The following is a 16772-nucleotide window of genomic DNA, read 5'->3' as shown; positions in this document are numbered from 1 at the left end:
CCCCCTCAAAGGGGGCTTTTTAATTTTAATAAGTGGTTTACACCGCAATATCGGCTAAATTACCTTTTTGCTCTAACCATTGTTTACGGTCGCCTGAGCGTTTTTTGGCTAATAATTTATCCAATAAACTTGCAGTGAGTTGCATATCATCTAAATCTAATTGCACCAAACGACGGGTATTCGGATCCATCGTGGTTTCACGCAACTGACTGGCATTCATTTCACCTAAACCTTTAAAGCGTGTGATTTGTGGCGCTTTGGTTTTGGCTTTACTTAATACACCTTCAAGTTCAGCATCATCTAGCGCGTAATGCACATCTTTACCGTCATCAATACGAAATAGTGGCGGCATGGCAACATATAAATGCCCTTCTTCGACCAAACTTCTAAAATGCTTCACAAATAGGGCGCAAAGTAAGGTGGCAATATGTAAACCATCCGAATCGGCATCGGCTAAAATACAAATCTTACCGTAACGTAATTCTGATAAATCATCACTACCCGGATCGACCCCAATCGCGATGGCGATATCATGGACTTCCTGTGAAGCCAGCACTTCATCTGAAGAGACTTCCCAAGTATTTAAAATCTTACCGCGAATTGGCATGATGGCTTGGAAGTTTTTATCGCGCGCTTGTTTCGCTGAACCACCTGCTGAGTCACCTTCAACAATAAACAGTTCTGATTCTTCCAAAGTATGCCCAACGCAATCAGCAAGTTTACCCGGCAAAGCAGGCCCTGAAACAATGCGTTTACGTTCAACTTTTTTAGCCGCTTTTAAACGACGACCTGCTTTGGCAATCGCCATCTCTGCCAATTGCATGGCAATTTCAGAGTTTTGATTCAGCCATAAGGCAAAAGCATCTTTGGCAATATTTTGCACAATGCTGACTGCTTCACGGCTGGATAAACGCTCTTTGGTTTGGCCCGAGAATTGTGGCTCTTGTAATTTCAGCGATAAGATATAGTTGACGCCATCCCATACATCTTCAGCAGATAGCTTTAAGTTGCGTGGCAATAAATTACGTAATTCACAAAATTCACGCATGGCATCGGTCACACCAGCACGTAAACCATTCACATGCGTACCGCCTTGCGCGGTTGGAATTAAGTTGACATAACTTTCTTGAACTTGCTCACCACCTTCAACATTCCAGCAAATGGCAAATTCAGCACTGGCACGTTCGCCCTCACCAGTGGCAACAAAAGCTGGATGAGGCAAAATCTCACGATCCTGCAATTCATCCATTAAATAATCGACTAAACCATTTTCAAATTGCCATGTGATTTTTTCATCATTGATTTCATCGACATAGTTAATTTGCAAACCCGCAGCCAGTACTGCTTTAGCTTTTAAATTATGTTTTAAAGCTTTTAAGGCAAATTTAGGTGAATCAAAATACTTGGCTTCCGGCCAAAAATGTACAGTGGTCCCCGAAGCGCGTTTAGGTGCTTTACCTTCTAATACCGCTAAAGGTGCAACGGGTTCACCTTGCTCAAAGGCCATTTGATACAGATTGCCTTGGCGCTGTACGCTGACTTCCACACGTGTTGATAAAGCGTTGACCACCGAAATACCAACACCGTGTAAACCACCTGAGAATTGGTAGTTATCGGTACTGAACTTACCACCGGCATGTAGCTTGGTTAAAATAATTTCAATCCCGCTTTGTCCGTATTCGGGATGGATATCGACTGGCATACCACGGCCGTTATCTTCAACCGATAAAGAGCCATCTTTATAGACTTTTACCGTAATTTTATTGGCATGGCCCGCTAATGCTTCATCTACAGCATTGTCAATAACTTCTTGCGCTAAATGGTTAGGACGTGAAGTGTCGGTATACATGCCCGGACGGCGACGTACCGGATCTAAACCAGATAAAACTTCAAGTGATTGAGCCGTATATTGAGACAAAGTCAGTTTTCCTTAATCGATACAATCGGATAAAAATTGCAACAGCATGGGTATTTTTTCTATGAAATTATCCATGGCATGGTTGCCGCCCGCCTCGAGCATCTGCAAAGCACCATGAGCTGCCTGCGTATAATAACGCTGTGCGTTACGATAATCCAAAACTTCATCGCCTTGTTGCAGCAATAGTAAAATTTTGTTTGCATGCTGAACAACTGGCAAGGCAAGTGTCCGTAAATCGTCAAGTTGAGCTTGGTCAGTCGACCATTGGGGATGAATCCACACAGCTAATTTGGCGGCTTGAAAACGTTGTTGAACCAACGCCCATGGTTGCATAGCCGGATTGATCAGTACAGTCGGCAGATTATATTTGGCGACAAGATATGTCGCATAAAAGCCACGCAAGCTACTCCCCACTAAAACCACTTGATTTAAGCTTTCAATCAACTGTTGTCATTTTTCTATCACCTGCTGCGGTGAACAGTTTAAATCTGGTGTGCACCTGTATATGCGGCATATGCTGTTTACAATAACAGCCTAATTGCGAGCATTTAATGGAATGAGAATTGCTTAAAAATCCATATAGATAAATCAGCTGCATCTGCTTTACTCCAATGCAACATTTTTGGGTTTATTGTTGGACAATAATGCATTTGTGGTAAGACAAAGCAAGATATGTTAACTGCATCACAATTCTCATTATAACAACGCAGTAAAAATCGCCATGAGGGATTGTCCCTATGCCAAGTTTAACACCGTTACATGAAACCTATTGCCGCATCGATGATCGTCCCTTAAGCCAAGCCGATGTGCTAGAAGGTTTAGCACAGTTATTAAGCTCACGCTTAGGTGGGGCTGTGCATCATTTAGTGTTTGCAATTCAGCGCGAAATTTTACTTAATTTTCTGGGCATTAATGACCTACAAAGTCAAAAGCTCATGCGCTTGCCCTATGTTAAAAAGCTCTATCGAATGGCCTCAGAAACCAGTCAACACTATGGTAAGTTTTTACTGGCACCTGGGCTACGCCATGTAGTGGATGCCTTTCCTAAATTGCATCAAAAAAAGCTCAATCCTTCCTTGCATTTTTTGGTGGGTATTTTAAATGGTGTTTTAGGTAATTATTTACTCCATCATCATAATCCTTTGGCGGTTCCCATGTTGCTCTATGACCATTATGGTGAAGTACAACAAGGCGATTTGGCTGGCAAAATTGTGATTTTTTTGCATGGCGTTTGTATGAGCCATGTGGACTGGACAGGCGCTCGTCACGGCGGGATTCCCGATAAATTAATGGCACAGCGTGGCAATAAGACCCTGTTATATTTGAATTATAATTCTGGGCGCCGCATTTCTGCTAACGGTCGCAGCTTGTCTAATTTATTGGCTGATTTAGTGGCACGCAACCCAAGGATTAGCAGTATTGATTTGATTGGCCACAGCATGGGTGGTCTGGTGGCACGTAGTGCGTTGTTTTATGGCAAACAAGAACTACAAGACTGGCTATATATGACCGAAAATCTAGTCTGTTTAGGCTCACCACACCATGGCGCTGGTTTAGAGCGTTTTAGCTTTACCATTCAACAAAAGTTAGGCAATTTGCCCATCGTGAAATTGTTTGGGCACTTGGTCAATATCCGTAGTAATGGCATTTTAGATTTACGCCATGGCAGCGTACGTGATGACGACTGGGAACATCATGATCTGCGTATAGGTTCCCTGGATGACAACCGTAAACCTGCTCCCATTCCTTCGCATGTGAATGCCTTTTTAGTGGCCGGTACCCTAGAGCATCAAAATAGAACCTATCGGGCACTGAAAATTTTAGGTGACTATTTGGTCAGTGTAGAGAGCGCTTTAGGCGAACATCCTAATCCACGCTTTTACCTCAAAGTACCTGATGCACATAAAGCAGTTTTTTACGGTTTAAACCATTTTGAAATTCAATATCATCCCAGCGTCGCAGAACAAATTGCCCATTGGCTCTATCCTGCTGCCGATGAAGTAGAGGGTGATAATATTCATGAACATAGAGTGGATTTAGACAATACTAAGAGTATTGTTTTGAGTTAAAAAATCCCGCTTTAAAGCGGGATTCTTTTCAATTTTCAACAGAAGGTTTAAATAATTGCCAAAGACTTAACAGCGTAAGTACGGCAAAAAAGAGTAAAGACCACACAGGCAAAGATTGTCCCAAGAAAGTCCAATCAATCGTGGCACACTCACCTGAACCAGATAACACTTGCTGTAACACGCTTTTTAGCGGCAGTGCCTCAACCAAGTAATCTAGACCTGGGCCACAGCTAGGCACTTGATCTGGTGGTAAATTTTGCAACCACACATGCCGCGCAGCAACGCCTAACGACCATACAATACCAACGCTGGCCAAGAAGCTATAGATACGTTTGGTCAGCGTACTTCGCGGATTATGCAAAAAGCCCAACAATGAAAAAAAGCCTAAAGCAATTAAACCCACACGCTGAAAAACACAGAGCGGGCATGGGTTTAAACCTTGAACATGCTCAAGATATAGCGCAAAACTCATGCCAATCACACTGGCTAAAAACAATATGCCACTGAACATGCGGTAACTATAGCGCATGGGTTATTCCTCTTATCGGTAAGCGGCTAAATAGTCGCTAAAACTAGTACTGTTGTCTTGTTCAAGTTGCTGCTGTTGTTGTAATGATTGGGTTGCCAAAGTGGTAAAATAACGTTGTGTGTCGTCACTCATTGGATATTGGCTAAATAACTCTTCATGATCTTGTAGTAGTGAATAGCCCAACTGCCACATACCACCTGCATCACGGGTATCCCCTACAATCATGGCGGATAAGGTGTCATTCACTTCATCAATACGTTGTTGCATCACTGCCATCGCATCAGTGTAAACCGCATTATTATAGGTTTTATCTAAGAGTTGACTAATAGGCTGCATGGCATCTAAATACCCTTGAGCCCATTCTTCAATCAATACCGCTTGTCCATTGACCATAATCACCGCATTTTCCGCCCGACCACGATTAACTACTTCAGCTTGGTTTTTCTCAATCACTGCCAATTCAGCATCAAATAATTCTGGGCTGTCTTGTAATAAACAATAGGTGGCTAAAGTTTCTAAGAAACCTGCGGTATTTTCATCAATCCCAATGGGGCTATACGGGTTGATGTCTACAGCACGTAGTTCAACATAACCAATACCACGATTGGCGAGCGCTTGAGATGGTGTTTCACCAGCTTCTGGTACCTGTTTGGGACGCACTAAGCTGTAGTATTCATTTTCAATTTGTAAAACATGATCATTAATTTGTAATGGCTCAGCCGATTGATCATCTAAACCTAAACGCGTAAACGCCGGATAAGGGGTTTTCACTGCTTTTTGTAAGCCAGTGAGATAATCTTTTAAGTTGTTATATTGAATACCGAGTTGTTTTTGTGCGGAATTTTGATAGCCAAAGTTCCCCATACGTAGGGCCGTTGAATAAGGTACATATAAAGTACCACGGGTTAACGGCAACATATGATGATCACGGCCTTGCATAAAGCATGGATTCACCGTTGGACTGGCACCCAATAGAAACATCACCAATGGGGTTAAACGAATAAAATTACGAATCAAGCCCAAGTAACGATGGCTACGATAATCTTGTAAGCTTAAATTTTTTAATTCTTCATCTGTTTCTTGTTGCTGCAACGCAGTAAATACAGTATCGGGGAAAGATAAGTTGTAATGCACGCCAGCAATGGTTTGCATACGACGACCATAACGTACCCCTAAACCACGGCGATACAGGGTTTTAAAACGACCAATATTTGATGACCCGTATTGCGCCAAACGAATCGTCTCTTCATCTGACTCTAACATACATGGCATCGACATCGGCCACATATGCTCACCTTCAGGTAAACCGCGATAAGCGACCGCGTGAATATCCATTAAGTAAGTTAAAGCTTTTTGAATACTGGTTTGTGGTGGAGTAATAAATTCCAGTAATGCTTCTGAATAGTCAGTTGTAATATGCGGATGAGTCAGGGCTGAACCTAAGGCTTTAGGGTGATCGGTCTGGGCAATAAAGCCATCCGCTTGCATACGTAGGCATTCACGTTCGATGCCACGCAACATACCTTTAAATAAAGAAGCCTCTACCCAAGTCGGAAGTGTAGCTTGAGAGGTCGATTCGGGTTGACTCATTCTTATCTCGCTTATTAGAAAGAAACTACCAAAATAAAATTTTCAGTTTACGCATTATAACCTGAATTCAGGCGCCAACCTTATGCCCTGTTTCAAGCAAAAGCAAACTGTTGTTTTATTTTCGGCAAATTTTTATCACAAACTTACTCTACAAGACATGACTATTTTGTGATTAATATAACTTAATCCATGCTAAGCCTAGGTCAATTAAATGAAATACCAAGATATTTTAGATTTTTGGTTTGCTCACGACACCGAGCCATTTTGGTTTGCCAAGCGCATTGATTTTGACCAAAAGCTGACAAATCTTTTTCAAAACAGCCTACAACACGCGAAGCAAAATGAGCTTTTTTCATGGCGCAATAGCGCCCAAGGTCGCCTCGCAGAAATCATTGTGTTGGACCAATTTTCACGTAATATCTATCGAAATACAGCTGCTGCATTTGCCCAAGATGGACAAGCATTGGCTTTGGCACAAGAGGCGATTCAACAAGGACTCGATCAGCAATTAGATCCCAAACAACGCTGCTTTTTATATCTACCCTTTATGCATAGTGAATCTAAGCTGATTCATGAACAGGCTTTGACATTGTTTAGCGCACTTGGTGATGCCAACAGTTTAAATTATGAATTACAACATAAACAGATCATTGACCATTTTGGCCGTTATCCACACCGTAATGCCATTTTAGGTCGTCCTTCAACGCCTGAAGAACTCAAATTTTTACAACAGCCCAATAGCGGCTTCTAAGTTATTTCCCTAAGCCTTCAATCTAGGAGCTTGGTATGTTACGTCAACTCAGTTTTGCCAGTGTCTTAGTTGCCAGTCTGGTATTTACAGGCTGTGCCACAACACCGCCTAAACCACTCACATTTGATCAACTCGGTCAATTTAGTGCGTATCCATTAAATAAGCAGAGCTATCGCATTAGCTTTCAGGCGCGCAGCAATATCAGCTATGGCACTGCGGAAGAAATTGCTTTACTTAAAGCCGCTCAAACCACTGTGCAACAAGGTTTTCGCTATTTTAAGGTCTTAGATGACCCGAGCAACCGTAGTCAACAAGCACCGCGCCAAGCAGTGGTCTATTCAAGCCCTATGTATTCATATTACCCATACGGCTTTTATAATCGTCATCCTTACTATTGGCGCGATCCATTTTTTGATCAACCTCGCATCGTGAATATAGAGCCAGCTCAAGTGTCCTATACGATTGAATGTTATAAGGATCAATCCAACAAACCAAATGATGCTTTTGATGCCACATTAATCTTACAATCATTAGCAGCAAAATATGGATTAAGCCCGAGTGGTCAGGTTTTAACTCCAGTAGCCACATCTTAATTTGGGATTGTATATGAGTAAACCAACGCCTGTTTCACCGAGTCTAGAACGCAGTAAACGCCTTGCTACCATTGCTTTAGTGGTTGCAGTGCTGATTTGGATTAGCTTGATGATTGTGGCTAAATTATTGCCCGACTATGTTTGGCTCATTCATATTTTAATGCTATCGGCAGAAGCAGGTGTGGTCGGTGGTTTAGCCGATTGGTATGCCATTACCGTGCTATTTCGTAATCCATTTGGGCGCTTACCCATTCCAAATTTTTTACGTGATCACACCGAAATTATTCCCCGTAACAAAGCCCGTATTGCCCAATCTATGGGGCGTTTTGTCCAAGAAAACTTTTTATCTCCACAAGTGGTCGAAAAAAGCTTGGCCAATAGTGACTTAAGTTTAGCTGCGGGTCGATGGTTGGCAAAACCAGAAAATAGTCGCCAAGTGACTCAAGTGATTCAGCAAACCCTGCCTAAAGTTTTTGATTTTGTTGGACAACAACAAATTGCCGGTTTCATTCAAAACAACAGTGTGCAATGGGTTAAAAACACCCAAGTGAATACCTTAGCCAGCGAAATGCTACATGCTGTATTAGATAACGATTTCCATCAAGACGTGTTACAACGCGGTTTAGACTTGGTTCATCATTGGATGCTGACTCATCCTGATGACACGCGTGAAATGATGCGTAAATTGTTTAAAGAATTAGGCGTGTCTAAGTTTGCCAAAGGTGCAAGTTTAATTGGTATTGATGTTAAACAGCGCAGTATTGACTCAATGGTGGAGCGTTTAGAAGCAATGCTGGCTGATCCTGATCATCCTTGGCGCTTAAAAATTGAAGAGAGCGCACGGCGTTATATGCAGGATTTAAGCGACCCTGCATCAAAAGCCAGTTTAAGTCTGAATCATGCCAAGGATGCCTTATTAGATAGTCCACAAGTGCTTAATTTTATGAGCGGCGCGGTGGTGATTTTATTTGATGCCATTAAGAATGATTTGCAGCAAGAAAATTCTGGTATCGCCGAAAACTTACGTCTTGCCATTATTCAAGTGGGAGAAAATATTGCCGAGAACAGCCAAGTGCGCCAGCTTTTAAATACCCGTATTGCCACCATGGCAGTAACTTTGTCGGATCAATACAGCGAAAAAGTGATTCGCTTTATTAGCGAGCGGATTCACGAATGGGATTCGCGCGAGATGATCGACAAGATCGAAAATGAAGTCGGTGGTGATTTACATATGATTCGGGTCAATGGCGTGGTAGTGGGTGCATTTATTGGTTTAGCGCTAGGGATTATTCGTGCCATTGTAGAATATGCAATTTAAGCAAAACCCTGCAACAATGCCTTAAAGCTATGCTATTTTTATCTGCAATTTCCTTCTAATAAGAGCGCGCCATGCTAGAGCTTTACTCTAAATTAGCCAACCAAGGGGTGACTATTTTTAGCACCATGAGTCAATTGGCCCAGCAACTTGGCGCGCTGAATTTATCCCAAGGTTTTCCAGACTTTGCCCCGCCACAACCATTATTAGAAAGCTTAAGCCGTGCCACCTTACAGGGTAGCAACCAATATGCACCGGGTGATGGTTTACTCAGCCTACGAGAACAAGTGGCACAGCTGTTTTTGCAACGTGATCAGATTAAAATTGATCCTGTTACAGAAATCACCATCACCCCAGGGGCAACCATTGGCATTTTTACTGCCATTCAAGCGTTGGTCCATGCGGGCGATGAAGTGATCATATTTGACCCAAGCTACGACAGCTATGCACCTAGCGTGCAATTGGTTGGGGCAAAAGCGGTACATCTTGCGTTACAACAAGCTGATTTTTCTGTTGATTGGAATCAAGTTAAAGCTGTCATTAATTCCAAAACTCGTATGATCATTGTCAATACGCCACATAATCCCACTGGTCATATTTGGTCTAAGCAAGATTGGCGCCAGCTGATTGAGTTAGTCCAAAACACTAATATTGTGGTGTTGTCTGATGAAGTTTATGAACATCTGATTTATGACGGCAAGCGGCATTACTCTGCACTGTCTTTCCCAGAACTACGTGAACGTAGCATTGTGGTTGGTTCTTTTGGTAAGACCTTTCATGTCACAGGTTGGAAAACTGGCTATTGTGTCGCAGCACCGCAGCTGATGCAGCTGTTCCGTCAAGTGTATCAATTTGCCAATTTTTGTGGAGTGACCCCAGTACAAACTGCACTAGCCGAGTTTATGTTGCAGCATCCTGAACATATTCAAAACTTAAGCAGGTTCTATCAGCAAAAACGCGATTTATTTAATGCAGGTTTACAAGCGTCACGTTTTAAATTTACCCCATCTGAAGGTACTTATTTCCAAAATTTAGATTATTCAGCAATTCGTGCTGATTTAGATGATGTAGCAATGTGTCAGTGGTTAGCACATGAACATGGCATTGTGGCCATTCCAATTTCGGTGTTTTATCAAACTGCGCCGCAAGATTTACGTTTAATTCGTTTTTGTTTTGCTAAACAAGATCAAACCTTAGTACGTGCTGCTGAGATTTTAACTCGCTGTTAATGCAAAACTTCTACATACTTTCTCTATCAATCTTGATTAAGCTTGGCATAGATAACTCTGTATAAACACAACAACAGGATGACGTATGCCACAGCAACACACTTTGATGGGCGAACGTAAATTATGGAAGACCTTTTTAATTTTTTTATTGCCGCTAATTGCCACTAATATTTTACAAAACTTATCAGGTACCATTAATACCATCTTTGTTGGACAAATGATGGGGGTGGATGCGATTGCGGCAGTTGCGGTGTTCTTCCCTATTTTATTTTGCTTAATGGCCTTTGTGATTGGTTTGTCGGCGGGTGCCACGGTGCTAGTTGGGCAAGCTTGGGGCGCACAAAACGTCGAAAAAGTACGTTGTGTGGTCGGCTCTACCCTGTTTATGACTTTAATTGGCGGCAGTGTCATTGCGGCCTTAGGGGTAATTTTTGCTGAACAAATTTTATTGTTATTAGGTACAGATCCCAATGTGATGCATCTGTCTTTACCTTATGTACAGTGGATGCTGGCAGGTAGTCCCTTATTATTTGTTTATATTATTTACACCTCTATTTTACGTGGTGTGGGCGATAGCATCACCCCCCTCATTGCCTTAAGCCTCACTAGTGCTATGGGTTTAGTGATTACGCCTGTTTTAATTGCCGGTTATTTTGGTTTTCCAAAGCTTGGCATTATTGCCCCAGCTATTGCCACGATTGTCGGTTATATCGCGGTATTGGGCTTTTTAGCCGTGTATTTAAATAAACGTAATCATCCCTTAAAACCTGATCGCGCGATGCTGAGTCATATTCGCCATCAACCCAATTTAAGTAAAATTATTTTACGTTTGGGGATTCCAACTGGCATTCAAATGGTCACTACATCTGTGGCAGGTTTAGTGATTGTGGGTCTGGTCAATCGTTATGGTTCTGATGCCACTGCAGCTTATGGTGCAGTCAATCAAGTCCTCAATTACATTCAATTTCCAGCACTTTCGATTGCCATTGCTGCTTCTATTTTTGCCGCGCAAGCCATTGGCGCGGGTAAATCTGAGTTACTCAATAAAGTCACACGTACCGCTTTAGTTATGAATTTGGTGATTACAGGTATTTTAGTGAGCTTGGGTTATCTGGGCTCTAAATATTTAATGGCACTATTTATTACTGACCCGCATGTGGTGGAACTGGGTCAGCAGCTGTTATTTATTGTGTTGTGGTCGATTTTATTCTTTGGGGCTAGCGCAATTTTTGCCTCTATTATGCGTGCGAGTGGCACTGTGACGGTCCCAATGATCATTAACATTGTGGCAATTTTGTTGATTGAAGTGCCGTGTGCTTATCTATTTAGTGCATGGTGGGGCTTACAAGGTATTTGGTATGCCTATGCATTGGCTTTTTTTAGCTTATGCATCATGCAAGGGTTGTACTATCAATTTGTATGGAAGAAAAAGACGGTAGAAGCCTTAATTTAACTGCTTATCCTAAAATATGCATAAAGATTGAATTTAATTGTATTTTTCAGATGGCTGATTCCTTGCTATAAATTTTAGCCATTAAAAACAGCAAAAATTTGGATCAGGGCATGGCACAACGACAGATTAAATTAGGTGCATTTATTCCACTGACATCACAACATGCAGCAGGTTGGCGCTTACCCAATGCCCGCCCTGAGCAACATTTAAGTATTGACTATGCCATTGAATTAGCAAAAACTGCTGAGCGCGGTTTGTTTGATGCCTACTTTCTTGCCGATGGTTTATCGGTAAATTGGAGCCATGCTGCCTCAAAAGATCCGAAAAGTTTAGGCTTAAGCGATAAAGCCGTAGGGTTTGAACCCATCACGCTGTTTGCTGCTATTTCAGCAGTCACTCAACATATTGGTTTTATTGCTACTGCATCAACAACTTATGAAGAACCCTACTTATTAGCACGTAAATTTGCCTCTCTTGACCACATTAGTAAAGGTCGTGCGGCATGGAATGTGGTCACCACAGTCGCCAGTGATGCAGCACGTAATTTTGGTACAGTGCATCCGGATGCCAAATTGCGTTATCAACGTGCCGATGAGTTTATTCAAGTCACACAAAAACTGTGGGATTCTTGGCAAGATGATGCTTTTATTTACGACAAGCACAGTGGTCGTTTCTTTGAAGCCAGCAAACAGCATGAACCACTGCATCATGGTGAATTTTTCCATGTTGAAGGCGCGCTGAATGTACCACGCCCACCGCAAGGCTACCCAGTGATTGTGCAAGCGGGACAATCTGAAGATGGCCGTGAATTGGCTGCTAAATATGCAGAAGTCATTTTTACTGCACAGCAAGATTTACAAGATGCTCAAGCCTTTTATCGTGATGTAAAGCGCCGCTTAACCAAGTATGGTCGTCAAGCTGAAGATTTAAAAATTATGCCAGGTGTTTCCGTTTTTGTTGCCAAAACGGAACAAGAAGCCCAAGAAAAGTATGCGCTGCTTAATCGCTTAATTCATCCACAAGTGGGCTTAGGACTACTTTCAGGCTTAGCGGGTAGTACTGATTTAAGCCAATATGATTTAGATGCACCTTTCCCTGATCTTGATCCAAGTTTAATCAGCAGCAGTCGTCAACAGATGATGGTTGATATTGCGCGTAAGCATAAATTTAGTATTCGTCAACTTTATGAGCATATTGCTGCTGCACGTGGCCACTGGACTTTAATTGGTACAGCTGAGCAAGTAGTTGACCAACTGCAACACTGGTTTGAGAATGAAGCTGCTGATGGCTTTAACGTCTTACCTCCGAGCACACCTGAAGGTTTAGATGATTTTGTCAATTTTATTGTGCCTGAATTACAACGCCGTGGCTTATTCCGAACCCAATATGAAGGTACCACTTTACGTGATAACTTGGGTTTAGCACGACCTGAAAATCAATATGTCAAAGCCAAAGCAGCACAGGCTTCATAAAAAAAGCCCGCAACCGCGGGCGGTTTTATTTGAATTTATCGCGTAATTGACTGCCAATTTGCATTAGGCGTTGATAAGCACTGGGCAGTAAGCGCTGTATCAAATCTAAAGCTTTAGCATCATTACCAATTAAGACACGGCGTTTATTCTGAAGTACTGCCTCTAAAATCTTTTCTGCTGCTTTTTCAGGTGGATAACGTAAAAAGTCATTAAAAGAACGGCTGGCGTCATCTACATGTATACCCAATGTGGCCAGGCTTGCATTCATGCGTGCTGCATTGGCAATATTGGTTTTAATTCCACCAGGATGGACACATAAGGCACTGACACCACAATCTTGTAAATCCAATTCTTGGCGTAAAGCTTCGGTAAAACCACGTACCGCAAATTTACTCGCGTTGTAGCCTGCTTGGGTGGGCTGCGCGGTTAAACCAAATACACTCGACAGATTAATCACATGTCCATCATGCGTTTTTTTAATTAATGGTAAAAAACTTTTGGTGCCATACACTACTCCCCAAAAATTAATCCCCATAATCCATTCGAGTTCTTCGTAGCTGGCACCTTCAATCGTTGAACCGAGTGCCACACCAGCATTATTAAAAATCAGGTTCACTTTGCCATGCTGCTTTTCTACCTGATCTGCCCAAGCTGCCACTTCACTTTGTTGTGAAACATCTACCTGCGCTAGAGTAACTTTGACTTTGGCTTCAATCTGCTGACGTGTTGCCTCTAAAGCTGATAAATGAATATCGCTTAAGGCCAAATGACAGCCTTGCTTGGCCAATAGAATGGCCAGTTGCTGACCGATCCCAGAACCCGCTCCTGTAATGGCTGCTACTTTATTATGAAATGTTTTCATGTAATGTGCCGTAAATAAGTCTCATCTTATAAGAAATCGCATTTTTCTTACAATTGCTTACTGCAGCTTGTAAACTTCAATGACACACTCCATTTACTTCTAGTCACACAGTTCACTATGCCAAGCAGTCAATTTAAAGGCTTACCTCTTCTTGAACGTAAAGCCTTACGTCGCCAAAAACTGATTCAAGCCGGCATTGATTGTTATGGTCAATCTGGTTTTTTTGCAGTCACAGTCAAAGATATTTGCGTGGCCGCTGGCCTGAGCGAACGTTATTTTTATGAGTCTTTTAAAAAAAGTGATGCTTTGTTTCAAGCCATCTTTGTGCAACTCATTTCTGAATTGCAAAACAATGTGATCCAAGCCATTGAGCAAGAAGTTGAAGCGGAAAAAATGCTACGTGCCGGGTTACTGGCCTTTTTATCTTGTTTAAAACAACGTCCTACTATGGCACGTATTATTTATATTGATGCCATGTTGGTACAAGAGCTCCATCAACAAGCCAATATCCGCCAAACCATGCAACGTTTTGAAACTATCGTGCAACGCTTGTTACGTGTATTACAGCCAGATTACAATTTTAATGAACAAGAATTCTCATGGATTGCCACGGGGATTAACGGTTACGTTACCCATATTGCTATTCGTTGGGTAATGACTGATTTTAAAGCAACTTTAGATGATGTACTTAGCAGCTGCGAACTGGGCTTTCGACAATTTAGCCGTCCGATGCAGACCCTTTAGGGCGCGTAAAATAACTCTATTGTATTCAAAAAGCGTCAAAAAACTGTCACATTTTTTTACTAAAAACATGGCAGCCTATCTTTTTGCAATGATACTGTCATAATTAGTCTTTGTAATAAGCCTGTCATAAACCGTGATCAAAAAATAGGATATTGCGCTGTGAAAGATGACTACATTTTAATTGTCGACGATGAATTGCCTATTCGCGAAATGCTCCATACGGCTTTAGATATGGCAGGCTTCCAGTGCTTACAAGCAGAAGATGCCAAACAAGCTCATCAAATGATTGTCGATCAACGTCCCGCGCTCATCCTATTAGATTGGATGATGCCAGGTGGTGTCAGCGGTGTAGACCTATGTCGTCGTTTAAAACGTGATGAAAGCTTGGCAGAAATTCCTGTCATTATGCTCACCGCACGTGGTGAAGAAGATCATAAAGTGCAAGGTTTAGATGCTGGCGCTGATGACTATATGACCAAACCTTTTTCTACCCGAGAATTGGTATCACGCATTAAAGCCGTACTACGCCGTGCCAATGCCTTAAGCGGTGAAAAGCCAATTGATGCCAATGGTTTAGTCCTTGATCCGGTGAGCCAACGTGTGAGCTTTGGTGACGCGATTTTGGAGATGGGGCCAACAGAATATCGTTTATTGGCCTTCTTTATGACGCACCCAGAGCGTGCTTACACACGTGCTCAGCTCCTTGATCAAGTATGGGGCGGTAACGTCTATATCGAAGACCGTACCATTGATGTGCATATCCGTCGTTTGCGTAAAATTTTAGAGCCATTCGCTGCCGATCGTTATGTACAAACTGTACGCGGCACAGGCTATCGCTTTTCTACTCGTGCAGATGCTGCTGCAGGTTAATTATGTACGAACCCTATCCTGTCCCTGAGATTGCGCGCGAACATAGAAAATTCCGCTATAGCAGCTTATGGGCATTTGCCAAACAAGATTTACGTTTGTTGGCATTTTTCTTAATTATTGCCGCATTTATTGGCTTTGGTACGGGATATTTAGGTCCGTGTTTATTGGTCGCATTTGGGCTATTTTTTGCCTTACAAATGCGCTCACTGTATTTGGTCAATGATTGGATTTCCAATCATCCTTATGATGTACCACCAAACCTAGATGGAATTTGGGGTGCATTATTATTTAATGTCTACCGTGCCCAGCGCCAAGAGCGTATTGTACAAGCTGAAATGGTAGGTTTAATTGATCGTGCTCAATCCTCACTGGTTGCTCTACAAGAAGCGGTGGTGTTAATTGATGAAAGTCATCAGATTGAATGGTGGAACCCTGCTGCAGAAAAATTATTAGGGATTCAAAGTCTAGATCGTGGACGTAATATTTTAACGATTTTGCGCCAACCGGTATTTATTGAATATTTTCATCATATTGACGATGCACCTGATGGTCTAAAAATGAAATCATCAGTATTTGAAGATCATTATGTTCAAGTCAAAATGACCCGTTTTGGTGGTGAAAGTCGTTTATTGGTGGCCTATGATGTGACGCGAATGCATAATCTTGAGCAAATGCGTAAAGACTTTGTCGATAATATTTCACATGAATTACGCACCCCTTTAACAGTGCTCAGTGGCTATATCGAAACCTTTACCGACCAAGAAGATATTAATCCGCGTTGGAAACGTGCCTTTGAGCAAATGCAATCACAAACACGACGAATGAATGCTCTAGTCAATGATTTGTTGTTATTATCACGTTTAGAAAATGATAAAAATATTGTGAAAAATCAAATTATTGATATGCCTAATTTAATGAATCAATTGTTTGATGATGCTCAAGCTTACAATGTAGATTATGGACATACTCTAAATTTAGACATCGACAGTCATTGCGACTTATTAGGCTCAGATATGGAGCTGGCCAGCGCTTTTACCAACCTTATTACCAATGCCATTAAATACACACCTAAAGGTGGCACGGTGACTATTGGTTGGCATGATGATGGCGAAAATGGCTACTTTAGCGTGCAAGATACCGGTATTGGTATTGACCCTAAACATTTACCACGCCTAACGGAACGTTTCTATCGCGTGGATAGTGCTCGTAGCCGCCAAACAGGTGGTACAGGTTTAGGTCTAGCGATTGTTAAACATGTACTGATGCAACATAACGCGCATTTAGAAATTGAATCTAAAGAGAATAAAGGCTCATTATTTAAAGTGGTTTTCCCTAAAGATCGTCTTTATAAAATGCTTTAAAAAAAATCCCTCACAT

14 protein-coding genes and 1 pseudogene are annotated in these 16772 nt (G+C 41.9%); 10 read left to right on the top strand and 5 right to left on the bottom strand.

Features of this window, described 5'->3' with window-relative positions:
• Positions 1 to 37: 37 nt before the first annotated feature.
• Together parE and AC5YCI_RS06930 are read right to left on the bottom strand one after the other, a co-directional pair.
• On the bottom strand, positions 38 to 1918 hold the full coding sequence (parE, locus tag AC5YCI_RS06935; RefSeq protein ID WP_496130728.1) for a DNA topoisomerase IV subunit B: 1881 nt from the start codon (positions 1916 to 1918) through the stop codon (positions 38 to 40).
• A 12-nt stretch (positions 1919 to 1930) separates the two neighbouring features.
• A pseudogene (locus tag AC5YCI_RS06930) lies at positions 1931 to 2516 on the bottom strand (YqiA/YcfP family alpha/beta fold hydrolase).
• 139 nt (positions 2517 to 2655) lie between these two features.
• Between AC5YCI_RS06930 and AC5YCI_RS06925 the strand changes: the two are divergent.
• Positions 2656 to 3987 (top strand): PGAP1-like alpha/beta domain-containing protein, encoded by a 1332-nt coding sequence (locus AC5YCI_RS06925; protein WP_496175338.1) that lies wholly within the window; start codon positions 2656 to 2658, stop codon positions 3985 to 3987.
• Positions 3988 to 4015: 28 nt separating this feature from the next.
• Here AC5YCI_RS06925 and AC5YCI_RS06920 read toward each other — a convergent pair whose 3' ends face one another.
• Positions 4016 to 4516, bottom strand: a complete 501-nt coding sequence (locus AC5YCI_RS06920) for a disulfide bond formation protein B (protein ID WP_496175337.1) — start codon at positions 4514 to 4516, stop codon at positions 4016 to 4018.
• 12 nt (positions 4517 to 4528) lie between these two features.
• Positions 4529 to 6106: a glutamate--cysteine ligase gene (gene gshA, locus AC5YCI_RS06915; RefSeq protein ID WP_496175336.1), complete on the bottom strand. Its 1578-nt coding sequence runs from the start codon at positions 6104 to 6106 to the stop codon at positions 4529 to 4531.
• A gap of 211 nt (positions 6107 to 6317) precedes the next feature.
• On the opposite strand from gshA, the gene AC5YCI_RS06910 reads away from it, so the two are divergent.
• The 6 genes from AC5YCI_RS06910 to AC5YCI_RS06885 all read left to right on the top strand — a co-directional run bounded on the left by AC5YCI_RS06910 (position 6318) and on the right by AC5YCI_RS06885 (position 12919).
• Complete coding sequence (locus tag AC5YCI_RS06910; protein ID WP_496175335.1) at positions 6318 to 6857, top strand: DUF924 family protein; 540 nt, start codon at positions 6318 to 6320, stop codon at positions 6855 to 6857.
• A 35-nt stretch (positions 6858 to 6892) separates the two neighbouring features.
• A complete protein-coding gene (locus AC5YCI_RS06905; protein WP_496130164.1) occupies positions 6893 to 7450 on the top strand; it encodes a CC0125/CC1285 family lipoprotein in 558 nt (185 codons plus the stop codon).
• Between the two features lie 13 nt (positions 7451 to 7463).
• Entirely contained in the window at positions 7464 to 8768 is a 1305-nt protein-coding gene (locus tag AC5YCI_RS06900) for a DUF445 domain-containing protein (protein ID WP_496130165.1), read from the top strand.
• A gap of 71 nt (positions 8769 to 8839) precedes the next feature.
• Positions 8840 to 9994: a methionine aminotransferase gene (locus AC5YCI_RS06895; protein WP_496175334.1), complete on the top strand. Its 1155-nt coding sequence runs from the start codon at positions 8840 to 8842 to the stop codon at positions 9992 to 9994.
• A gap of 85 nt (positions 9995 to 10079) precedes the next feature.
• Entirely contained in the window at positions 10080 to 11447 is a 1368-nt protein-coding gene (locus AC5YCI_RS06890) for an MATE family efflux transporter (protein ID WP_496130167.1), read from the top strand.
• A 110-nt stretch (positions 11448 to 11557) separates the two neighbouring features.
• Positions 11558 to 12919: an LLM class flavin-dependent oxidoreductase gene (locus AC5YCI_RS06885; protein WP_496130168.1), complete on the top strand. Its 1362-nt coding sequence runs from the start codon at positions 11558 to 11560 to the stop codon at positions 12917 to 12919.
• 25 nt (positions 12920 to 12944) lie between these two features.
• On the opposite strand, the gene AC5YCI_RS06880 is transcribed toward AC5YCI_RS06885, so the two are convergent.
• Entirely contained in the window at positions 12945 to 13781 is an 837-nt protein-coding gene (locus AC5YCI_RS06880; RefSeq protein ID WP_496130169.1) for an SDR family NAD(P)-dependent oxidoreductase, read from the bottom strand.
• Between the two features lie 117 nt (positions 13782 to 13898).
• On the opposite strand from AC5YCI_RS06880, the gene AC5YCI_RS06875 reads away from it, so the two are divergent.
• The 3 genes from AC5YCI_RS06875 to phoR all read left to right on the top strand — a co-directional run bounded on the left by AC5YCI_RS06875 (position 13899) and on the right by phoR (position 16756).
• On the top strand, positions 13899 to 14525 hold the full coding sequence (locus AC5YCI_RS06875; protein ID WP_496175333.1) for a TetR/AcrR family transcriptional regulator: 627 nt from the start codon (positions 13899 to 13901) through the stop codon (positions 14523 to 14525).
• 159 nt (positions 14526 to 14684) lie between these two features.
• Entirely contained in the window at positions 14685 to 15395 is a 711-nt protein-coding gene (gene phoB, locus AC5YCI_RS06870; RefSeq protein ID WP_496130171.1) for a phosphate regulon transcriptional regulator PhoB, read from the top strand.
• Positions 15396 to 15397: 2 nt separating this feature from the next.
• Positions 15398 to 16756, top strand: coding sequence for a phosphate regulon sensor histidine kinase PhoR (phoR, locus tag AC5YCI_RS06865; RefSeq protein WP_496130172.1), 1359 nt, complete (start codon positions 15398 to 15400; stop codon positions 16754 to 16756).
• Positions 16757 to 16772: the final 16 nt, after the last annotated feature.

The organism is Acinetobacter sp. CY17 (assembly GCF_059515825.1).
The sequence above is the reverse complement of the archived record's forward strand: the minus strand, read 5'-3'. Positions and strand labels throughout refer to the sequence as shown.